The 22,683-nt window shown below is 39.4% G+C and carries 21 protein-coding genes and 1 tRNA gene; 12 read left to right on the forward strand and 10 right to left on the reverse strand.

Annotation, left to right across the window (positions count from 1 at the left end; translation table 11 throughout):
• A partial coding sequence (ccmB, locus tag CKF42_RS19205; RefSeq protein ID WP_111208941.1) for a heme exporter protein CcmB occupies nt 1-368 on the reverse strand: 368 nt, incomplete at its 3' end.
• Nucleotides 368-985, reverse strand: coding sequence for a cytochrome c biogenesis heme-transporting ATPase CcmA (ccmA, locus tag CKF42_RS19210; protein WP_111208942.1), 618 nt, complete (start codon nt 983-985; stop codon nt 368-370). The genes ccmB and ccmA, both read right to left, overlap by 1 nt.
• Nucleotides 986-1,227: 242 nt before the next feature.
• Between ccmA and CKF42_RS19215 the strand changes: the two genes are divergently transcribed.
• The 6 genes from CKF42_RS19215 to CKF42_RS19240 all read left to right on the forward strand — a co-directional run bounded on the left by CKF42_RS19215 (nt 1,228) and on the right by CKF42_RS19240 (nt 7,573).
• Nucleotides 1,228-2,175 (forward strand): formate/nitrite transporter family protein, encoded by a 948-nt coding sequence (locus CKF42_RS19215; RefSeq protein WP_009088915.1) that lies wholly within the window; start codon nt 1,228-1,230, stop codon nt 2,173-2,175.
• A 177-nt stretch (nt 2,176-2,352) separates the two neighbouring features.
• Nucleotides 2,353-2,427: transfer RNA gene (locus tag CKF42_RS19220), tRNA-Arg, on the forward strand.
• A gap of 179 nt (nt 2,428-2,606) precedes the next feature.
• Nucleotides 2,607-3,866 (forward strand): integrase arm-type DNA-binding domain-containing protein, encoded by a 1,260-nt coding sequence (locus CKF42_RS19225; protein ID WP_111208943.1) that lies wholly within the window; start codon nt 2,607-2,609, stop codon nt 3,864-3,866.
• Nucleotides 3,867-4,200: 334 nt separating this feature from the next.
• A complete protein-coding gene (locus CKF42_RS19230) occupies nt 4,201-5,820 on the forward strand; it encodes a recombinase family protein (protein WP_233501060.1) in 1,620 nt (539 codons plus the stop codon).
• A complete protein-coding gene (locus CKF42_RS19235; RefSeq protein ID WP_111208945.1) occupies nt 5,821-6,693 on the forward strand; it encodes a ParB/RepB/Spo0J family partition protein in 873 nt (290 codons plus the stop codon). It begins immediately after the preceding gene.
• Nucleotides 6,694-6,700: 7 nt separating this feature from the next.
• On the forward strand, nt 6,701-7,573 hold the full coding sequence (locus CKF42_RS19240; protein ID WP_111208946.1) for a plasmid partitioning protein RepB C-terminal domain-containing protein: 873 nt from the start codon (nt 6,701-6,703) through the stop codon (nt 7,571-7,573).
• Here CKF42_RS19240 and CKF42_RS19245 read toward each other — a convergent pair.
• From CKF42_RS19245 to hxsD, 5 genes are read right to left on the reverse strand one after another with little or no spacing between them, the layout of a single operon-like run.
• Complete coding sequence (locus tag CKF42_RS19245) at nt 7,570-9,180, reverse strand: TIGR04141 family sporadically distributed protein (protein ID WP_111208947.1); 1,611 nt, start codon at nt 9,178-9,180, stop codon at nt 7,570-7,572. The genes CKF42_RS19240 and CKF42_RS19245 overlap by 4 nt on opposite strands.
• 19 nt (nt 9,181-9,199) lie before the next feature.
• The gene (gene hxsA / locus CKF42_RS19250) at nt 9,200-9,829 is read right to left on the reverse strand and encodes a His-Xaa-Ser repeat protein HxsA (protein ID WP_111208948.1); all 630 of its coding nucleotides are present in this window, start codon (nt 9,827-9,829) and stop codon (nt 9,200-9,202) included.
• Nucleotides 9,826-10,938 carry a His-Xaa-Ser system radical SAM maturase HxsC gene (hxsC, locus tag CKF42_RS19255; RefSeq protein WP_111208949.1) on the reverse strand — a complete coding sequence of 371 codons (1,113 nt, stop codon included), beginning with the start codon at nt 10,936-10,938 and terminating at the stop codon, nt 9,826-9,828. The genes hxsA and hxsC overlap by 4 nt, the downstream gene beginning before the upstream one ends.
• On the reverse strand, nt 10,931-12,325 hold the full coding sequence (hxsB, locus tag CKF42_RS19260; protein WP_111208950.1) for a His-Xaa-Ser system radical SAM maturase HxsB: 1,395 nt from the start codon (nt 12,323-12,325) through the stop codon (nt 10,931-10,933). The genes hxsC and hxsB overlap by 8 nt, the downstream gene beginning before the upstream one ends.
• Nucleotides 12,322-12,594, reverse strand: a complete 273-nt coding sequence (gene hxsD / locus CKF42_RS19265) for a His-Xaa-Ser system protein HxsD (protein WP_369974610.1) — start codon at nt 12,592-12,594, stop codon at nt 12,322-12,324. Before hxsD ends, hxsB begins: the two co-directional genes overlap by 4 nt.
• 315 nt (nt 12,595-12,909) lie before the next feature.
• Here hxsD and CKF42_RS19270 point away from each other — a divergent pair, with 315 nt between their 5' ends.
• The 6 genes from CKF42_RS19270 to CKF42_RS19295 all read left to right on the forward strand — a co-directional run bounded on the left by CKF42_RS19270 (nt 12,910) and on the right by CKF42_RS19295 (nt 20,349).
• Nucleotides 12,910-13,815, forward strand: coding sequence for a hypothetical protein (locus CKF42_RS19270; protein ID WP_111208959.1), 906 nt, complete (start codon nt 12,910-12,912; stop codon nt 13,813-13,815).
• Between the two features lie 182 nt (nt 13,816-13,997).
• Nucleotides 13,998-14,717 (forward strand): hypothetical protein, encoded by a 720-nt coding sequence (locus CKF42_RS19275; RefSeq protein WP_111208952.1) that lies wholly within the window; start codon nt 13,998-14,000, stop codon nt 14,715-14,717.
• A gap of 427 nt (nt 14,718-15,144) precedes the next feature.
• Complete coding sequence (locus CKF42_RS19280; protein WP_111208953.1) at nt 15,145-15,537, forward strand: hypothetical protein; 393 nt, start codon at nt 15,145-15,147, stop codon at nt 15,535-15,537.
• An 18-nt stretch (nt 15,538-15,555) separates the two neighbouring features.
• The gene (locus CKF42_RS19285; protein WP_369974611.1) at nt 15,556-16,653 is read left to right on the forward strand and encodes a relaxase/mobilization nuclease domain-containing protein; all 1,098 of its coding nucleotides are present in this window, start codon (nt 15,556-15,558) and stop codon (nt 16,651-16,653) included.
• A gap of 296 nt (nt 16,654-16,949) precedes the next feature.
• Nucleotides 16,950-17,534, forward strand: coding sequence for a DUF4755 domain-containing protein (locus CKF42_RS19290; protein WP_233501061.1), 585 nt, complete (start codon nt 16,950-16,952; stop codon nt 17,532-17,534).
• Between the two features lie 271 nt (nt 17,535-17,805).
• Complete coding sequence (locus tag CKF42_RS19295; protein ID WP_111208956.1) at nt 17,806-20,349, forward strand: helix-turn-helix domain-containing protein; 2,544 nt, start codon at nt 17,806-17,808, stop codon at nt 20,347-20,349.
• Between the two features lie 290 nt (nt 20,350-20,639).
• Here CKF42_RS19295 and CKF42_RS19300 read toward each other — a convergent pair whose 3' ends face one another.
• The 3 genes from CKF42_RS19300 to CKF42_RS19310 all read right to left on the reverse strand — a co-directional run.
• Entirely contained in the window at nt 20,640-21,047 is a 408-nt protein-coding gene (locus CKF42_RS19300; RefSeq protein WP_111208957.1) for a hypothetical protein, read from the reverse strand.
• Nucleotides 21,048-21,141: 94 nt separating this feature from the next.
• Nucleotides 21,142-21,546 (reverse strand): hypothetical protein, encoded by a 405-nt coding sequence (locus CKF42_RS19305; protein ID WP_111208958.1) that lies wholly within the window; start codon nt 21,544-21,546, stop codon nt 21,142-21,144.
• Nucleotides 21,547-22,683: DNA-binding protein (locus CKF42_RS19310; RefSeq protein WP_111208960.1), on the reverse strand; the 1,137-nt coding region annotated here is incomplete at its 5' end.

Below are 22,683 nucleotides of genomic sequence, written 5' to 3' on the forward strand. Positions count from 1 at the left end.
TTGAAATCCAGCGACAGCAGCAGCGCCGCCAGCGGCGACAGGATAATCAGCGGCAGACCGGTGATCAGCCAGTGCGCCACGACTTTGCCGATGACCGTCACCGGCAGCGGCGAAGGCAACAGCAGGAGCTGCTCCAGCGAACCGTCGCTGAAATCGTCGCGAAACAGGCGCTCCAGCGCCAGCAGTGACGCCAGCAGCGCGGCCACCCAGGCGACACCCGGCGCAATGCGCGCCAGCTGCTGCGGATCAGGTCCGATGCCCAGCGGAAACAGGGTAATCACAATCAGGAAAAACCACAGCGGATTGACCACATCAGCGCCGCCGCGAAAGGCGATACGCAATTCACGCTGAATCAGGCGAAACAGCATCAGCTTGCCTCCGCATCGCCAAGGCGAATTTTACGCACCCGCGCGGCCGCAGCGGGTAGATCCTGATGGGTTGTCAGGATCACGGCGCCCCCGTTATCGGCATGGGCGGCAAATCTGGCCATTAATTTTTCAACCCCCGCTTTGTCGATGGCGGTCAGCGGCTCATCCAGGATCCAGACACGGGCCTGGCTGAGCCAGAGGCGCGCCAGCGCGACGCGACGCTGCTGACCCGCCGACAACCGGCTTACCGGCACCTCTTCGTCACCCGTGAGGTCGACACTGTCAAGCGCAGCAAAAATCTGCGCGTCACTGCAGTCAGGGTGGTAGAACCGCAGATTTTCCAGCGGGGTGAGGACACCTTTGACGCCGGGATAATGGCCCAGATAAAGCATCGCCTGATGCCAGACGTCGCGCTGCCGCAGGATCGGCTGCTGCTGCCAGCGTATCTCACCCTGCTCAGGACGGCTCAGCCCCGCCAGCAGTCGCAGTAGCGAGGTTTTACCGGCACCGTTGGGGCCTTCAATCTGCACAATGTCACCGGCAGAGACGCGAAATGAGAGCTGCTGAAACAGCGCGCGTTCATCGTATGCACAAGTGAGCGTAATGATTTCCAACATCGAGGGGGGAATCGCACCAGCTAAAAGTGGCCGGGATATTACCACAATGTTGCTAAGGGCCGAAGTCTGAGCCGCTGCTCAGGCGCGCTGTCAGGGGTTTATTCGTGCGGTCTGGCGCTGAGTCTGAATAAAAATGCAGGTATGAAAAAGCTTGTTACGCTTATTCGCATCGCTCGTTACATAATTGGCAAATAAAAAACAGCTACGCTTATTACGCCACAGCACTATCACCAGGAGAAAATATGAAGCCTTCATCAGGTAATGAACAGGGTCCTAACGACGTCGATAGCGAAGAGAAGGACAAGGGCACTGACATCGAAGTCGATGAGGAGGCATTACCCTCCCGCGCCGCGGCGATCCATGAAGAGATCCGTCAGGATGGGGAGAAAGAGCTGGAGCGTGACGGGATGGCCCTGCTCTGGTCAGCCATTGCCGCAGGCCTCTCCATGAGTGCCTCACTGATGGCGAAGGGGATATTCAAGGTCCACCTTGATGGCGTGCCGGGTGCATTTCTGCTGGAAAATCTCGGCTACACCTTTGGCTTTGTCATCGTCATCATGGCGCGCCAGCAGTTATTTACCGAAAACACCGTCACGGCAGTGCTGCCGGTCATGCACAAACCGACCTGGGGTAATGGCGGTCTGCTGTTACGGTTATGGGGTATTGTCCTGCTGGGTAACCTGATCGGTACGGCACTGGGTGCGCTGGCCTTCAACGAGATGCCCATTTTTGATGAGGCGACCCGTCAGGCCTTTACCGACATCAGCATGAAAGTGATGGAGAACTCGCCCGGCTCGATGTTTGCCAACGCCGTCATTTCCGGCTGGATTATCGCCACCATGGTCTGGATGTTCCCCTCTGCGGGCGGGGCCAAACTGGTGGTCATTGTCATGATGACCTGGCTGGTTGCGCTGGGCGATCTGGCGCATATCGTGGTGGGATCGGTGGAGGTGCTCTATCTGGTCTTCAATGGCAGCATCAGCTGGCATGAGTTCCTCTGGCCGTTTGCCCTGCCTACCCTGCTCGGCAACATCACCGGCGGCACCCTGATTTTTGCGCTGATCAGTCACGCACAGATCCGTAATGACATGAGTGAAGCGGCGGTCGCCAAAGCGAAGGCGGAAAAGCGCAGGCAGGAGAAGCGTCGTGAGCGTGAAGAGCGCGGAGAAAAAGAGGAAGGTGCTGAATAACCGTCGTCAGGTAAAAAAGTGCAGCGCAGAAGGATTTGCGCTGCACGTGTTATCTGGCCCCTGCATGAAAAAAGTGGTCTCAAAAGAGAGGCTGAACAGCGACATTGCTGACGTAATGAGCAAACGCGCGGCGACCTGATGAATCTCATCGCCTGTTTCGCTATACTGCGTGCCGCTGTCCCCTTAGTTAAATGGATATAACGAGCCCCTCCTAAGGGCTAGTTGCAGGTTCGATTCCTGCAGGGGACACCATATGTTAGCCCACCTAAGTATTTTAAAGTCTAGTCAACTCTTCAACTTCAAACACTTACCTTCTTTTTGTAGCCCGTTAACGTACACCGTCATATTTCAAAATCCACTCTGTTTAGTTGGTACATATGTTGGTATGTTAAGTTCGATATTGCAGATACCATCATCTGAGGGTTTTTAGTATGGCGCTCACAGAGTTAAAAGTAAGAAATACAAAGCCTTCTGATAAACCTGTCAAGATGACCGACGGTAATGGTATGCACCTGTTGATTACCACAAGTGGTTCCAAGTACTGGCGTTTTCAGTATCGCTTCGCTGGTAAACAGAAAATTCTCGCGCTGGGTGTCTATCCTGAGGTTTCATTGTCTGAAGCCAGACGACGAAGAGACGAAGCTCGTCAGCTTGTCGCAAACCATGTAGACCCAAGTGAGAAGCGAAAAGCGCAAAAGATTGAGAGCAAGGGCTTGCTAACATTTGAGCAAGTTGCACGACAATGGCATACCAGTAACAGAACCTGGTCAGACAGTCATAGAACAACTGTTTTGAACAGCCTTGTTTCCCATGTGTTCCCTGTCATCGGAAAACGTAATATCAGCGAGCTAAAAACTCGTGATTTATTGGTTCCTTTGAAAAAAGCAGAAGCTTCAGGACACAATGAACTGGCTTCCCGCTTACAACAGCGCATTACGGCGGTAATGAGGTATGCCGTTCACAATGCTTTGATTGAACAGAATCCTGCAAACGACCTCGCTGGTGCTGTTGTTTCCACTAAAAGTGTTCATCGCCCTGCCCTTTCTCTGGAACGATTGCCAGAGCTTATGAATCGTTTGGAAGCATATAAAGGAAGAGGCATTACCCAAATTGCAGTGCAGTTAACACTCCTGACCTTTGTCCGTTCGAGTGAACTGCGATTTGCTCGCTGGTCAGAAGTCGATCTCAAAAATTCATTGTGGACTATCCCCGGAGAGCGACAACCTATGAAAGGGGTAAAATATTCTGCAAGAGGGGCAAAGATGAAAACCCCACATCTGGTTCCACTAAGCACACAAGCTAAAGCACTCTTGGAAGAGCTTCACTCGATCAGTGGTGACAAAGAACTTATGTTTATCAGTTTTACTGGGGACGACAAACCTATCAGTGAAAACACTGTCAACAAAGCGCTCAGGACAATGGGCTACGATACGAAAGTAGAAGTCTGCGGGCATGGTTTCAGGACTATGGCATGTAGTGCCTTAATCGAATCGGGATTATGGTCGAGAGATGCTGTGGAAAGACAAATGAGCCACCAGGAACGCAACAGTGTCCGGGCTGCTTACATACACAAAGCGGAGCATTTGGAAGAACGGAGACTCATGTTGCAATGGTGGGCTGACTACCTGGAAGCTTGTAAAGAAGAAGCACAGACACCTTTTTCCTTCTCTATTCAGCAATCAGAAAAGTGAGTAGCAAAGGATACATGTTTAATATTTTATAATCGATAACTCAATGGGGATGCGAATATCTATTAAGAATTAAAAGCTCCCCTTTGTAAGATAAATAGTCGCCTAAATACATACATCGATTCAGCTCAATCTAAGCAAAAGTGTTGTTCGTTATTAATGATATATCTAAAACACCAGCATGTATAAAATCAATATAAATCAATTATTTGAACCATCTTTTTAAAATATTTTCACTTCATTCTTATCACTCCACCATCCCCTACTCCTTTTTCATAACAATGAATCTTCAAATAGTGATGTAGTTTTGTACCTGAAGAAAAAAAAATAAAAAAAAATGAATGCCAAAAAAGGTTGCAACCTGAACGAAATTGATCAATTTTTATACAAATCAGTATTTCCACAGTTGCACCAAGGCACTGCAATGGACAATAAAAAAGAGCAAAATCAGAAGGTTAAAGTAGCCCAATATTTACGGATGTCTACAAACCATCAGGAGTTTTCGTTAGACAACCAAGCTCAGTTCCTCAAAAAATATGCTGACGACCACAATATGGATATCTTGCATACCTATGATGATGCAGGTAAAAGTGGAGTGTCCACGTCAGGAAGGCATGATTTTAATAAGTTAATCAACGACATACTCACCAAGGAAATTAATATTGAAGCTGTACTTGTATATGATGTAAGTCGTTTTGGTCGCTTTAAAGATCCACAAGAAGGCATTTACTATAAATATCTATTAAAAATGAATAAGGTAGATGTTATCTACTGTGCTGAAAATCTTCCTGCTAATAGTGATACTGAGACATTCATACTTTCATCACTGATGTATGCTGCGGGAGCCTTTAGTAAAAACCTTTCTATAAAAGTATTTGCCGGACATGTAAATCTTGTTAAGCGAGGATACTATCAAGGTGGAGTGCCTGGATACGGACTTAAAAGAAAATTGCTTGATAATAATAACAAGGCAAAAATGATACTCAACAATGGTGAGAGAAAGAGTTTGCAAACAGATAGGATAGTCTTAGTACCAGGCAGTAAAAAGGAAACAGACTTAGTAAAGAAAATATTTAATATGTTCATTTTTGAAGGGTTAAATGAGTATCTCATCGCTTCAAAATTAAACCAAGAAGGATATAAATACAGCGACAGATCGGATTGGACACGAAGCCGGATACATTCTGTGCTTATAAATAATCGCTATACTGGTAAGTATACATATAATCGAACATCTCAGAAGCTGAAAACTAAAAGAGTTCGAAATCCTGAAGAGGATTGGGTCGAGTATAATTCCTTTTTTAAGCCCATAATTTCAGAAGAAAAATTCAGGTTAGCGAAAGAGATTATCGATAACCGCTCAAAAAAAATGAGCAATGAAGAGATTCTTGATTTTTTAAAGAAGATCCTTTCGACTCATGGAAAAATATCAGGTTTTATCATTGATGAAGAGGATAATGGCCCATCGAGCAGTGTAGTAGCAAGTCGATTTGGAGGACTTCTTCCAGCATATAAGCTGATAAATTACACACCCGAACGAGATTACCGCTATTTAGAAATAAACTCAGCGTTAAGAATTAAACATGACAAAATTGTGAATAAAATACACCAAGAAATTAATAATAGCGAAGTATCTATATTAGATAACAAACTAATCACCATAAACAAAAGTTTAACCTTTTCCATAATACTGTCTCGATGTCGAAAAATGGGTTCTGGAAAATGTAGATGGATAGTTAGATTAGACAGGAGCTTAAATCCCGAAGTTAGTGTAATTGCAAGAATGAACAGCCTTAATACCGAACCTGTAGATTATTACATCCTACCTTCAATTGAAAGTTTTGAAAATGAGTTGTGTCTAAAAGAGAATAATAACCTTCTATTCGAAATGTATAGATTTGATAACATCAGGACCTTCTTTGATATGCTTTCAACTGCGGAAATAGAGGTAGCCTAAATGAACGACGATCAAATTCATATGCTTGAAACATCAAAAATAAAAGTTGTAATTCCTCGTTCTCGGAACAAATTCAAACATGCTGAGATAACAGATAGTATCGACACAAGTGGATTAAGAAAGCCAATAACAGTAAGAAGGATTTCGGATAGAAAATATGAATTCGCCTTAATTTGTGGTCAGGGTAGACTTGAATCACTCACAGCTTTGGGAGAAAAGCTAATACCTGCTTTCATACTGGACATCGATGAAAACAAAGCATACATAATGAGTTTGGTTGAAAACATGGCTCGCGTAATACCAAGAGCGGGCGAGCAGTTCCAAAGAATAAAAGAAATGAACGAGCAAGGTTTATCTAACAAAGAAATATCCTATTCTACTGGCCTATCATTGCACTGGATTACCAGCCTGACTATGCTAATTAGCAAAGGAGAAAACAAACTATTATCTGCTGTAGAATCAGGAAGCATTCCAATCTCGCTTGCAGTTGAAATTGCCAGAGTAGACTTCGAAGGTGGGCAAGAATTACTAATTAAAGCTTTTGATGAAGGTTTAATAAAACATAAAGATGTTGGTAAAATCAGAGATATATTGGACTCCAGAGATGAAGGTTTGAAAGGATTTCTGAACAATAGTTTCGGAGTTGCAAAGAAAAAGAAAAAACTCACTACTGATGAGCTTAAACAAATATATCAAGATAACATTTCACAGCATAGAAAAATTAAAAATAAAGCTGAATATGTTGAGAGAAACTTACTTATAGCCAGTCAAATATTCAAAGAGTTATCTGATAACGAAGAGTTTAGTAAAATCTTAGACGATGAGAATTTAAATGAAGTAGTGAAAGTTATAATGAAAAATACTTCTTGCTGAGGTCAAAATGATTAAATACTGCTTTAATGAAAAAACAGTCAGCTTTAGATTATGCGATCTTATTTATACTAAGAAACTTCCTACCAACTACAAAAGCAGCCAAAAATACATACAAATAAAGAGCACGATATCTGCACTTGGATTAGTGGAACCTATACTGATTTACATTGATGGAGCTAATGGCAATGCAAAAATCCTTGATGGTCATCTGAGAGTTGAAGCATTAAAAGATATTGGTGAGGAAAGGGTTGCTTGTCTCGTTTCAACTGTTTACGACACTTATACTCCCAATAAAAAAGTTAATAGAATCACAATAATTCAAATTCAGAAAATGTTAAAAGAAGCTGTTCGAGTAGGGGTTCCTGAAGACATGCTCTGTTCAGCCTTGAATATAAGCGCCGATTCATTAAAAAGTAATCTATCAGTTCTTAAAGGCATATGCCCTGAGGTTATAGAATTATTTAATGATAGAGATATACCGAAGAACACATTTACTATCTTAAAAAGAATGATCCCTTTTAGGCAAATTGAATGTGCAAACCTAATGATAAAATTTGATAATTATTCAAAAATTTTTGCTCAATCGCTTTATCACAGTTCATCACCTGAGCTTTTAAACGACAAAGGTAAACCTAACACTGATGAGAGATCTGGTAATAGAAAAGCAATTGAAAGACTTGAAAAAGAGATGGCTCAGGTCCATTTCGATACACAAAAGATAAAAGAAAGCTACGGTTCCAATAGTTTGAAGCTAACGATTGTTATCTCTCACATTAAAAAAATACTCGAAAACCCCAAGGTTTTCCATTGGCTTCTTAGGAATAAACAAGATTATCTTAGTGAACTTACCAAGATATCTGACATTGATAAATTATCTTAGGTCTTGTTCTTTTGTGGCTTACATAACTTTTTTTTGTAAATATTGGGATCTACTGCTATTTTGCAGATCCTAACTTCGTATCCAAAATTGCTAATGCTCTTATGAAAGTTTTTTAAATTTATTTTTGAAAACAGAGGCAGATCTTCAGGGATTTTTTTGTTCGTAGCTATAGCGAATACTAATTTATAGTTTTTAGCATCAGGCCGTATTATATGATCAGCTAATTTTATATGACCGGGAAGTTTCTCATTAAGTTTTCCTCGAAACTCTGAATCGCTTATGAAAAGTTCAGAACCGACAAATCCTTGTGAGAAAAGATGGCTCATACTTTGTGAGCCACTATAATACTTCACATGAATAAAATCTGATGCACCTTTTATAAGGTCGCAAAATTCAATTTTACTTTTCCCACCACCATGATGGATAAATTTTTGATCCATGTGTGTAAATGATTTGTCACCAAGACAAACATTTTTATTGTAATCTTCTTCTCTTTTATAGGAGTATACCGGAAACTTATCAGACTCCTCATAATGTAGAATCTTTTTCATCTCATCATCAATGGTTTCTACGAATTTTCTATCGGCCACATACCATATGGAGTCTCGCAGAATGTAGTTTTGATCGCCTTCTTTTATTTCAGCATAAATGCATCTATACAAAGACCATTTCTTTATCGTTTCATAATCGGCATTTAAAACATGCAAGCAACTTCTTTTAAGTTCATCAACAGTAACATCCGCATTTTTGCCATCAAAATATTCACATATGTGATTGATTGAAAGGCTTTCATAAATAATGCTTCTTTGCTTTCTCTCGAAACAATATCCTATTTGATTTTCCCAATCCACAATTTCTGGCTCACCTAACCATATGTCACTGAATTCTCTTTGTTTTATCAAATCAATCAAAAGCGAATCCAATATTTCAACTTCGGCCTCATCAGCTTCTTTGATATTGTTAACCCATTCGAATTCTTCAGGGAGGGGTAAATTATAAATAGAGTCTATTTTTATTAGTAATTCAGGAATAGTTTTTAAGTCAATGTCTGGCACAATTACAAAAGCATCTTTCCCAGTTATTTTATTTCCTAAAACATCTTCAGTGGAAGTGCCTGTGAGGGTTGTTAGAATATCCATTTCAGAATCGATTTTAAGATTATATATATCGACTTCTTTACTACTCTGACTACGAGTAAGAAGATTTGTTTCATTATGACTACCTTTATCCAGACTACGGATTTTTTTATGCTCAATACATTTAAGTGTTGTTTTCAGTCCAAAACCTTTGACAATGCTACTATCATTAATTAAGTGATGACCAGTTCCAAAAGGGATAAGATACCTTGAGTTATCAACCTCAACTACCAGTACTGCTCCAGTGCTACTATTCATACCAAAAAAATCGGGCTTTATGTCTGTCTTTTGGCTTGTAAATAAAGTTGCCCATTCAGGTAGCACTGGGTCAGAAATTTGCTTTGCATAAAGGTATGCTCTTGCATCATCCATTTCAAATTCAATAGGTTTTTGGACTTTTTCCAAATTCAAAACCTGATCAATGTCATCAGTAATTCTTTTTGTTTTATAAATTGAAAGTTTCAGTTTCATTATATTTACCCCCAATATCTTATCGGGCCAGTATATTTAAAGAATTCAATAACTGAGTGTCTAATGTTTCTCTTACTGGAGTAGGCAATCCATTCGCAACTCTATAATTCTTGATTGCTGTCCTTGTGGCTGGTCCCATGCTCCCGTCAATATTACCGTTGTAAAAACCTTTATCGAGTAAGGCGAACTGCACTCTCATGATCAACCGCTTACGTTTTTCTGTATCCGATGTCAGTCCACTACTTGCACGGTTGACACCTGTAGTTCCTGCTGAGCTTGTTGTAGTTGAGCTATCCGTGTCATTAGAACGAAGCGAACGGACTGAGGAGGAAGACGAGCGAGTCCCTGAACTTGAAGAGTCTGAGGTGCTTGGTGAGCTGTATGTCTTCGGATAGTAAGGAGTGCTTCCGCCATAGTAACCACCGCCTGATGAGGAACGGTGTGAGCTGTGGCTACGGTGAGAACTGTGACTTCTGTGTCCGGCAATGTAGAACGGCACTTCAGTGTTGAGCGGGGCTATCACCAAATCATGTTCATTCAGGCTCATACCAGGTAAATCACTGGCACCAGTAGATGAATCACTTGCCCAAACTGAATTGTTAAGAGCCAAAAATCCCGGAAGCAGAGCAGCGAAATTAAACTTTTTCATATTATTGGTCTCGGAGGTTGATGAAAACGGCCTTTTGATGAACTGAAATAACCAGCACACGAAGACTTCTGAGTGCACTCATCACATTCTTTGGGATAGTAATTTTTCCAGTCAGAGATTGACTGAGTTGCAAAATTCCATGCCCTTTCAGGAAGGTGGCATAGTGGATAATTGAAGATGGTAAGAGGGATACCTGACCTGTGTGCAGTGTCTACAGCCGAAAGGATTTTTTCACTGTAGTTGTCGTGCTCTATAAAGATTGATGACCAGTTTTTACGGGCCCATCCAATCGACTCAAGTCCCATCAGGGAGATTTGGTTAATATTAGAGAACACACGACCAGCAAACTCTACAATGTCATCAAGCTCTGTATAGTTAGCCTGAGTAGGGATGACTCTCAGTTCGATGTTGATACCTGAGTTACCGGCATTGATCAGTCCCCTGACTGTTTCATCAAAGGCTCCCTCGCTTCCGACCAGATAGTCGTGCACTGATGCTCTTGAAGAATAAAGCGGTATCCCAAACGTGATTTTGATCTTATCGCTTCTTTCCTTCATCTGCTGGGTAAAGCTGACATCCGCAAACTTCCGTCCGTTGGTTAGAACATGCAGTGCTGTGTCAGGGGAATTTTCGATTATGAAGTCCAGAAAATGCAGGAAGTCTTCGCCATAGAGCAAAGGCTCTCCCCCGCTCACTCCCACTACTCCATTCAGAGAGAAGGAAGCGATAGCGAGAGCTGACTGGTTGAGAAGCCAGTCATCGTTTCCAGCTTTAGGAGGCTGAGAACAAAACAGGCAACTGTTGTTGCACCTTTCAGTGACAAGGACAGTGTTGTGGTTTGCTCTACGGGACAGTATCACCCGGAGCATGTTGCCGTTGTTGACGATCCCAATGTCACCATCTTCAATGGAATCGAAAAGTTCCTGGCTAACAATCGAGTCTGCAAAATATGCAGGCAGTCTGGAATTGAGTTGTGTCGCAGTGACAAGCAAATTTGGCAGATAGAATTGAGGATTCTCGGGCTTGGTTTTACATAGGCAATAGAAGCCTTGCTGAACTGGTAAGTCTGATGAAAACCGGAAAATATCGTTTCTCAGCACCTCAGACATAAGCCCACCTTTTGAGCATCTCAGCCATTGGTCCATCCTGAGAGATTTCATTCAGCAGGAAGCGGAACATCCCTTTGTGATACTGGCAGAAAGTTGACCGACTCTTGTCACCAACAGGCTCGCCATGAACACTGATGTTCTGACAAGGATCTGTTCCACAGAAAGGCTGATATGCGCAGGTGTCACAACCTGGCATGGCGAAGTTGAATGATGATGAGAGAGCGGAACGGTAGTATTCGTTGCTACTGAATGAGAGTGAAGCAAACTCTCCTGCACTGAAATCTGCTTCGGGATTTACTTTCTGAAGCATACGGCTTTCATCGCTACCATATACCTTGCCGTCATAGTTGAACAAGATGCAGTTCAGCGCGACTCCGCTTGGTGATTTCAGATCTGCATAACCACTAAAGCCCGGATTGAAAATCCGCTTTAGATGGATTGAAGCCGAATGCTCAACGACAGGTATGCCCTTCTGGTTCTGAAGCAACACTTCCTGCATTAACTTTTTATAAAACTCAAAATATTCTGGCATTGAAAAAGTGAAGCTCTGCTTCTGAGCAAACCCGTATGGGCTGACGGGCCTGATAAACATGTCAGTGAGGCCAAGAGCCAGATGAGCATCCACTATGGAGGCTGGTTCTTTTGTCAGCTCCTTAGTAACTGTGGTGACCGTTGCTACACGGTTTGCTCCCAGTTCTTCTGTGATTTTCTGAATGCCTGCAAAGGCTTTGCTGTGAGCCTGATAGTCGGTAAGGATACGATTTTTATTGTGGACGGCTTCATTACCATCAAGAGAGACAGAAAAGGTGATGTTCCGTTCTTTAACCCAAGAGAGGATGCTTTCATCGAGTATTGAGAGACTCGTGGCAATAACCATTTCAAAAGCATCACTACCTAACGAACTAATACATTCTTCATAAATTGACTGGACGAGATCGAACCTGAGGAGCGGTTCTCCGCCCTGCACTTCAATCTTGTATGGCGGGGTGCCCAGCTTCTTAATTGTGCTGACGATTTGCGGTATCAGTTCTGGGTTGAGATCATAACCATCAGCGGTAACCGATGCTCTGCTGACCTGGCAATACTTGCAGGTGTGATCGCACCTGAGAGTCGGCACAATCATAAAGATTGGTCTGAAGGCCAGTTCGTTCATCAGTCGCTTGGCAAAGGCAGAACTCAGTGAGGCTTTTGAAACTGCCTGAGTTGCATCGTCAGCAATGAACAATCGGCTTTCAAGTAGCTTGGAGGTTGTTTGTTCTGGAGGGAATTTGTTATCAGCAAGAAGATGTAGCTCTTCGTGATCGACGAAGCTGTGAAAGCCAGCAAGGTTGCTGATGAAGACTTTGCCATTGCTAAGGCGGTCAAAGTTGAATGGCATCGTATTCATTCGGCAAGTCTCGTATCGATGCTCCTCAGAACATTGTCGATGATAGAAGTTCTGACTTGATCTGTATGAGCCTGAAGCTTCTCCCTGAGCTTGTAATCATTCAACAGTCGCTCAAACTCGGACTCAACCTCGTTATTCCAGTCTTCGAACGAGACGAGCCAGTGTTCATCGTCTTCATCAAGCTTCCAGCGGGCGGCAGCACTCATCCAGTAAAGGCTGTTCCGTAATACCCATTCTGAAAATTCGTCTTTATTTATGTTTTTTTTCATTGACATAGCCCATATGGAATTGAAAAATGCTGCTTAAGTGGCAGCAAACATTTTTAAAAAATGAGAAACAGCATCTCAATCAAAAAAAACAATCAAACCAAACGTAAAGATATTGATTCAACAGCACTTTTCAAAATTAAATTACAGATTAATCTTATAGATAGATAATAAATTCTGCGGAGTTGAATGTAAATCAATTTTGCCTCGATCTATAAGATAAATTACTATATAAAAGTTTTTTAATGGCATTGTCGTATGGAGTCACTGTATGATGATTCTACTAACTCATTGAATAAGTTGGATTTGAGAGGCACGATGAAACTTGAAGAAGCATTTAGCTTAGAGTTAAGAAGATTAGTTAGTGCAGATGATGCTGATCGTGCGTTCAACAAAGCTATAAACTCTAAGCACATGTTCAAATGTCCAGATCCTAAGTGTGATGCTCAGGTGACATGTGCGAATTTAGATAAACCTAGATCGTTTCGTAAACGAGACCCTTACTTTATTTTCGTATCTGAACATATTCAGGGATGCCCAATCGGTGAGAATATTGTTCATGAGCTAAGAAAAAGTAAAAAAGGAATGAAAGATCCTGAAGCTCTTTCATATATAAATGATGATATTATCGAACTAGATCTTTCATCAGGCAGACGAAAAGTTTTAAAAAATGATAATGAAGAAAATGAGAAACCGGACTCTACATCATCTAAAAGTAAAAAACAAAAAAGCTTTGATGAAGATACAGATCATAAAAGAAGTTCTCGTAAGAGACTCTCAGGTTTGGTAGAGGCTTTTTTGGCCGGAGAGGAGCGCTTTGTAGAAACTGCTGATGGACGTATTCATCTAAAAGAACTTTTCATACCAATTTCAGCAAAGAATGATATTTCTCTCCTCCCCGACGAACCTAAAATATATTATGGCAAGGCTTGGATTAACAAAATAAAGAACTTTTATCAAGTAAAATTCAACTCTGAGATGGTTTGTGGTGAATTAAAGTGCAAACCCACTTTTTTCATTCCTGCCAGCTTAATTGATGATGAATCAAATTTGGTAAGGACATCAAGAGTTGATTTAGATAAATTATCTTCATCAAAACCAGCTATTCCACTTAATATGTTTATTTTTAGCCCTGTCCCCCCTGTTAAAAGCAATAAGGGTAAATTTATAAATTTCCTTTTAACGGACATAACTTACATTTACTTTAAGCACAAGAAGATTTAGAAAATTAGTTTGACATGAACAAAACGGCCTAAGTAATTTATTTCAACTTAAAAAATCATTTAATTAAATAATTTTATCTCAATAAAATAATTAGGATTAGCTATGAAAAGTGATGAAGAAATTGTTGAAAGAACGAAAAAAAATTTAGGAAAAATAAGGAAGTAGAACTTAATAAAATTTATGTGGTTAACGAGAACTATTTTGGCACAGAATATAAAGCAATCCATGCTCCGCTAAAAAAAGAAAAAAGAAATACCCCTGAAAAGCCCTTGGCATACGTGGATCTTTACGATCCAGCAGAAGATAAATATCATAATAACCGCAGAGGTTTTCTATATAAAAAATTAAATGCCCGATTGATTTCAACATTTTTAATACCTTACACAGCAATTTATATTATCATAGCGCTGGGTTATCTTTGGTCTTTCTTTTTTTTGGCACTAAGTTTTTTACTTCCCATAATTTTTGGCTATATTTTCTTCAAGTTATGCTATGAAGAGATGAAAGACTACTTAAAAAAAATAGCAGATCTAATAGTTATTACCTCAGGAGTAACCACAGCTACTCTTACAATAATGCCTTTCTTGCCTTTTAAAAAGATTATGGCCACAGAGCAATATTCCAAATTAGCAGATTTTTACATTAACCATCCATTTATTGATGATATAAAATCCATAATCACTTTATTATCAATAGAGTTTTTTATTGGTTTCTATACAATTAAGTTCCTTATAGCATTATCTGAAGTACTCGTAGCAAAAATTGATTATCACAACAGAGAGCTGGACAACCCGCTGCCAGAGAAAAAATCATTCCTAATTAAGTACTTAGGGTCCTCAACTGTAACTTTTTTCATCAAATACAAAAAAAAATGCAGAGAGCTTTTATTTTGGCGAAAATAGAAATTATTTATCACCTTTGACAAACACAATATATATCAAAGGCGATAATAATACGCTTCCAACATTTACGAAGCAAGCAGATGAAAAAATTACAAATTCAAAAAAGTTTTTTTGCTCGTAAGAGCAGATGGCAACTAAAAGCGCCAATATATTCAAGACAAGTATGTTTTTCATAAAGACCTCATGTTTTTCAATAAACTTATTAATTGATAGCACTTAACAATGTGAAGTCAATAGCAATTATAATATTTAGCAAGGGCTAACTGAGCGATGCTCAGTTGCCTTGCTTTTTCCGCCCTTCGGTTGAAAAAGAAAGATCAAAGCAAAAACCTCAATCACAACCCATTGACGCAATTGATCTTTATGGTATTTATTATAGTTAGCATATGGATATGCTATTAATGAAATAATATCAAAAGGAGTTGATATGAAAAAAAACAATACTATATTCGACGATGAGTTTCCTTCTTCATTTACCAATGATCCTTCTATTAAAAAATTACCCCCTAACCGCCTTCGCAGATATTCAGTGACTGTCAGATTAAATGAGGTTGAGCTAAGTAAAATAAACCAGTCCAGAGGACAGCTCAGCAAAAGCTGTTGGTTGAGATCTTCAGCTCTCAATCAACTTCCCCCTTCTGTTCCCGAAATCAACAAAGAAGCCTGGCTGGAGCTTACTGGCTCACTACAGAAACTTAACGATCTGGGGTCATTCCTGCTCCGTAGAGGCGAAGATGCTCAACCACTGTCACAAGAGGTAAGTGCTTTAAAAGTGAAGCTTTCGCATGTAAGAGATGCTTTGCTGACTCTCGAAAAGTGATCATCCCAGATGAAGGGTATGAATAAAATAAAAAGGGGCAAGAATTTCCGGGGAGTCATCTCGTATGTTCTTGCCCCTGCTCCTCATCACTCAACCCCTCCTGTTGTGATAGGAGGAAACCTGGTGGGCATTACAGTAGAAGAGCTGACAGCAGAGTTCGCCAGAACACAGCAACTGAGAGAAGATGTTGAGAAACCTGTTTGGCACAATTCTCTACGATTACCAAAAGGTCAAACTCTTACCAAAAAGGAATGGATGGAAGTCGCAGACGATTATATGCAACGAATGGGATTCTGCGACACTCACCTTCGTTGTTATGTTTTACACGACGATGAAGCTGGTCAACACATACATATCATTGCTTCTCGCATAAACGTTTTAGCAGATGGCCAGCTTTACCTGGGTAGGAACGAGAATCTTATCAGTACTCGTGTGATCCAAGAGCTGGAGCAGGATCATAACCTCACTCGCACCGTTGGTCCCTCACAAGAGAAACGTTCACAGAAGCAAAAGAAGCTCTCCCGTAACGAAGCAATGATGCAAGATAGGACCGGAGAGAAAGCTTCTAAGAAAGTGATACAAGAAGCTATAGATGCGATCCTTACCTTCTTCGATACCATCACTATCGAAGACTTCATACATGAAATGCAAAAGCAAAACATATCAGCGACAGCAAACATCGCATCTACTGGCAAGATGAACGGTTTCTCGTTTGCATATCAGGGCATTGCTTTTAAGGCATCTCAGCTTGGAAAAGCTTATGGCTGGTCAAATCTGAGTAAGCGAATCATCGCTTCTCAACCAACAGAGGCTATCAATCCTGTAGTGATTCCGGTAAATGTTAACTCCCCTATTCACATAGAAGATCATCCCACAGCTACTCCAACACCACTTACGGCAAGTTCCAGTGAACATACCCGCTTTCACTGGTTGCAATGGATACCTTACCTTGAGGAGCTTGTTGCCAGTTTAAAAGCTGTTGGCTCAACAATTCTCAATCCTCTCAAAAGAAATGTCATTTATGCCGCAATACGAACCGGCAACTCTGAAGCACCTGAGATTTCTGAAGTAAATTTTCAAAGTTCAGTATTAAAAAACGTTTTCAAACGACCTTAAAGAGCTAGTTTTCAGTAAGTTAAAAGCACTCACTAAATCAAATTTCATAAATATTTTCATTCTTTTTCATATCGATAGGCAAAATCGATCGATCGTTATTACTGATCAATTAAATACTCACGATAGATATTTCCTATCAAAAGAAAGCGATCGATCGGTACAAATGATTTGCTAGGCCCTGTTTCCAAGTCGTAATGTAACTTCAAACGAAACCACATAGCACACTGATTTATCAGCAAAATAAGCTGATGCATACGTGCGCCTTTGATTCAGAGAAACTAACCTTGGACGAACCTATGACAGCAACAACTGAAGTAAAACAGCCCAACTTCCTTATGATGAAACGCGTGTGGATTGCTATTGCACTTCCGATTGTCATTTTCTGTTTCTTAGGTATTCAGGGTTTGGTTCAGCTTGCAATCGTCTGGGTTTTCGCAAGCATCATGCTCTTGATGTTTGCCTACAAAAAATTCCGCATTAAGAAGTGGAATGCCAGCACCAGGGACCATTTTGGCGAGCAAGATGGAATGTGGAGCCATGAATTTGGATCTACTTCAATGAAACTCGACCAGCACAGAGGACTGATTCATCTCAGGGAAGAGAATAAACAAAAGACCTATCCCTTCTCTGCGGTCAAGGAGTGGCGATACAACTTGTCTACCACAAGACAAAGAACAGGCTTGGATAGAGAACTCGACCGCACCCATGACTTCAGAGAATCAGGCTTTTACATTGCAGTAGACGATGTTCAGTATCCAGAATGGCGGGTAATGTTCTTTCCTCAAAAGGGGGATTTCAACTCACAGGAAGGCATTCGGGATACTGAAATGCAGCTTAAGCGCTGGATGCACGTCTTTAATAAAGTTATGAACAAGAAATGACATTAAATCATTAAAATAACATTTAAAGCCAGATATTATCTGGCTTTTTTTAAAACAAAAGGTAAAGAAAACCTTAACAAAGACTTACTTTCCATGCTTTAATAGCTGCTTTACTTCATAACTAATGAAATGCCCCCCTTAGTTAAGCCATTGATTTAATGGACCTTAAAAATCATTTCAGTCATTAGAATAACTGTAAAGCATTGCCATAACTTCATTCTGTATTTAGTTTCAATTAAATAAAATTTAATCTACTTCTGAAGAGAATAAAATGGATATATTAACTATAAAGAAAGAAATTTATAACTCAATACAATCTGGGGATGTTTCTAAAGCAGTTATAGATAAATTAGTTAAAACTGATGGTACTATCTTAGCTAAAGAGTGCGAATTATGGGATTTCAAAAAAACCTTTGAAGACACCAAAGATGCATATCTTAAAACTCTTAAATCCATCATAAGTTTTCATAATACTTATGGTGGATATATTATATATGGCGTAGAAGAGTTAGAAAAAGATACTTCTTTTCACTTCTGTGGAATAAAGAAAAAGTTAATTGACCAACAGAAACTTAGAGGGCAATTTGATCGATACTTTAGCCAAAGGTTAGATTTAACCTACGAAGAAATTTTGTTCCAATCTGGTGCCGAAGATATACTTATTGGCTTACTACACATCCCCAAAAGAAATAAAAAGACTCACTCTATTGCCGCCACAGTGGATGGCACAGATTCAAAGAATAAAATAATTTTAGCTAAAGACGCGACCTATATCAGAAAAATTGACGAATGCAAACAAGTAATTTCTGAACTCGATTTTGAATTTTTAGTATCTGAAAGAAACTTTGTATTAGATAGCGAATCAAAAGTATCAAGAAAAAATATAATAGATCATAACTTACCAGACAAGAATTTCATATGTCCTGATTTTATTGGTAGATTCGATATTTTACAGGAATTATGGTCATGGTTGTCTGATGATTTTCAATATGTAAAAGTTTTGGCTGCTGATGGTGGAAAAGGTAAAACATCTATAGCTTATGAGTTTTGCCAGCTAATTATTAAATCTGGAACTGAGATCTTCGAACAAGTTATTTGGTTGACAGCAAAGAAAAAACAATTTAAAGCTACATATAATGAGTATGTTGATACACCTGAAACTCATTATAGCGATGTTGAATCACTTTTAAGAGAAATATGTCTTAGAACTGGGTATTTCTCAAATGAAGTGGATGATTTCACAGTTCAACAATTGCAGCGTTCAGCAAGAGATGGTTTAAAAATCACACCATCATTTGTTGTGGTTGATGATATAGACTCCAATTCCCCTGACGAGCAAAAAAGAATTATGGAAGTAGCTCGTTCCATATCAAATACATCATCAAGAGTTTTGATGACTACACGTGCAAACAATATATACTCCAATGACTCCTCTATACTAGTTCCGGGCTTACAAGGAAAAGAATACGAGGATTTGGTAAACTCTCTCTGTTTATCACTAAAATTACAGAAATATAATGAACATAATATTAAAAAATTGAATGTGGTATCTGAAGGCTCCCCTTTGTTTACTGAATCTATACTGAGACTTTGTAAACTTGGTTATTCAATTGAACGAGCAATTGAAGACTGGTCTGGTAAAGGTGGTGATGCTGTAAGAGAGGCAGCATTGCGTAAAGAAGTATCAGAACTTTCACCTGAAGCAACAAAAATATTGCTAACAATTAGCTTAATAGGATCATTATCCTGTAGCGAACTCCACAAATATACTGATTTGGAAAATATAGAAATAACAGATTCAATTGAAAAATTGGGCAATCTTTTCCTTATCAACAGCATTGATTTCATTGAAGAAGAGCCGAGATTCGAAAGTACGTCTTCAATAAGTAAACTTGTCATTTCAATTGCTAATGATATTGTTCCCAATTCTGAACAATTTATCAAAAGGGTTAAAGAAATTTACGAGGGATTGGAAGCCAACTCTAAAACACACGTCCCTGAGATAGGGGCAGCCGTGAGGCAATGTAATTCTCTTTTACAAGAGAGAAGATTTGATGATGCAAGGAATACAGTCCTCTCTTTCATTAAAAAACCACGATATAAGGAAAATAGTGATCTTTATTTCATGTTGGCTAAAACAAACTATGAAGATCCCAATGTTAGTGATGACATTGCAAGAAAATTTTTCGCAGAGGCATTTATTAAAGGCCAAAGAAAGCCAGCTTTTTTTGAAATGTGGTATCAAACAGAATCTACTCATGGAAGCAGTAGTGCAATTTTAGATGTCTGTATCAATGCACTTAAAAGCGTTGGGAAATTTGATGTTCAGTGGGGAGAGCGATTTGTTGACATCAGTTTTGTAATTGCAAAAAATACAGAAAATTTTGACAAAAAAATAAGATTTCTTGTCGAATGCTATGAACACTCCTCCAGGCTGATTAAACAGTCCAAAAAAGAAAAATGGGAAAAATACAGGCAATTAAACATTGAAGTTATAGATACCATTTGGGATATTTCCACCAAAAACAATAAATATGAAATTGCTGGTCGTGCAATAGTCAATGCAATCAATGGCGGTGACATAAGAAGTGCAAATTTCAATCGAATTATTGATATATCACAATATTGCGAAGATGAAAAAACCATTTCCGACGATGCTTTTAATGATCTCAAATACGCACTTGAGTGGGCACCTAAACTTGTTCGTAGCAGCAATGGGAATAGGGAAAGCTTGGCGATTAAGCTGGAACAAGCATATAGGAACCTTGAAAGTTCCCCTCGCAACAAAGTAAAACAGCAAAAGACTCAAGTGTAATATTAACTTCTAAAAGGCATGTTATTCATATTAAATGTATAACATGCCTACTGATTTTGTGTATAAATTATGTTTCAATAGTTTATTTTATAACCAAAATAATTTATAGAGGAAAAGTTATCATTGATTGTAAAATCCATAAGCTCGTTTTAATCCCCTCAGAGTCAAAGCTTGTAATTTTACTGATTAATAGTCAAAAACTTCATATGCAAAACACTCTTTATTAAGTTTAAGTCTTAAGAGCATGTGGTTGAAAATCACATATCTATTTAACAATGACTATAAACTCCCTATATTCTTTTTCTAATCTTAGAACCGTCTACATCGGGTTCCGATGAGGATGAAAAGCTTTGTTTTTGAGTAGCAAATATCCTTTCTACTTCATATTCATTCCAAATAATATATTCGACAATAAACTTGTAGAAATACAGCACTCGTTCGAGGCTGAGTGTAGAAGGTATAGTATAAAAGTTTGTACTGAGCAAAGCCGAACTCAAAACTGCAATAATGTTGCTCGGTCCCTTCAGATAAGGATTCTGATAGTCTTGCTGATACTTCAAAAAGTATCCAACGCAGAATAGGTAGGCATCTTTAACAATTTTTTCTTTATTGCAGTCTGATTCATCGTATCTAAGAATGAAGCGATTAAGGAGGATCAAAAATTTCTGATCTGGCAAATATCTGTTTAATTTATTCATAGTAGCATCCTTGCTGTTGTGAATGTCATCCTGACAATTAAAGAAATATCATAATATCCAATCATGTCAATAGTTAAAACCTATCAATTTCTATTTAAATATCTTTTTTAGGTAAAGGACGATTAAGCTCATCGATTGTTATTTGCTTTAAATGAGAGTTATACAGCCATATCTTAAACTGCTCTAAATATTTGTTATTCAATGCTATCAAAGCTTCGTTTTCAGTTTCGAGCCTTTTTATTCTCTGACAAGCAATCTTTAAATTAGCAGGTTTAACCGCACATGTTTCTTTCACACCAGACTTAAGAAGCTCCTTTTTTGAATTAAAACAATCCGCAATTTTAACATGACTACTCAAAGATTGTCTTGAAGGTCTCTTACCAATGATCTTTATCAACTCGTCGCATAAAGCCTCCCAAGTCAGCTTCTCATCGTCATTCCAGGTATTAATAACTTTCATTATCAATTTTTCATCATAACCAGTAATATGTTTAGCCATTTATTCTCCTTTTATTATTTTAGTTTGAAATTTATACCATTTATCAGCATTAACATTCCCATCATTTTTATCACAATTGGTCTTTTCAAGAATTTTAGTGTGTATCATCATTAATTGGCCGTCATCCGTTCCAGAGTCTTGTAAGGGATAATAACTGCAAGGCTCAAAAACATATGAGTGCTTGCAGTAGCCATGCTTAGTGATGAGCACAGCTCCATCATTCAATAAATCGAAATCAGTTACGACCATAACAGCTATTTCTTTTTTCCTATGACTGTTACCGGCTCCGATTGAAGTTTTATCTTTCATGAGATTGATCATTTGTAAGTGTGATCGGTGATCATAGGAAACATTTTGTGAGACCAGTTTCCTTCCAGACCATCTGGCGATGCTAAACTCGTCCATACCGCTGATCTGGGAAAAAGTATTTAGTAAATGTCTTAACTGATGCGTTCTTAACGAATATGGGCTACCGTCTTCGTTAATATAACCGTGTCTTTTAAACAGATTGGTAGTGCCTTTTATGCTTGCAAAGGCATCAATATCCGATCTAAAAAACTGAGCAGTGGGTCTGAACAAAGGTGCCAAATGTTTGTTTGTTTTCTGACATAATTGCCCCTCAAATAACAGACATAAAGCATTCGAATATTTGATTTTCTTTTCTTCATCATACCAGGGAAAATTTTGAGGCTTTTTAGTAAAGAGTTCATGTCTGTATGACTCAGGGACCTTCCCTTCCATTGTTCTTGCAATAAACCTTGGATGGTTGGACAACTTTATCAACCGAGCTATGGCCTTTTTAGCTACAGGGACCATTACTGTAGGAATCCATTTGATGTCTCCAGCATACCCCTTCACTGAAAAAAACCTTAAACCATATCGTTCAATGCCGTTCTCATCATGCTCTGTAATCTCACAATCCGCAGGAAGGCTTAAAATTTCCGAGATTCGTCCTGGTGCACACATCAGCAGTGCAAGAACAGACGTTGTGAAAATGTCCCTCACAGACAGTTGGCTTTCATCTTTTGAGAAAATCTCCGCAATGGCTATTACGGATTTTATGTCTGGTAATTTTGAGTGCCCTTCAAGCGAAGGTTCATAACCTTGCCAACTTTGAGTTATTTTATGCCTTAACGG

This window comes from Pantoea sp. ARC270 (assembly GCF_003236725.1).
In the GTDB taxonomy this organism is placed as follows: domain Bacteria; phylum Pseudomonadota; class Gammaproteobacteria; order Enterobacterales; family Enterobacteriaceae; genus Pantoea; species Pantoea anthophila.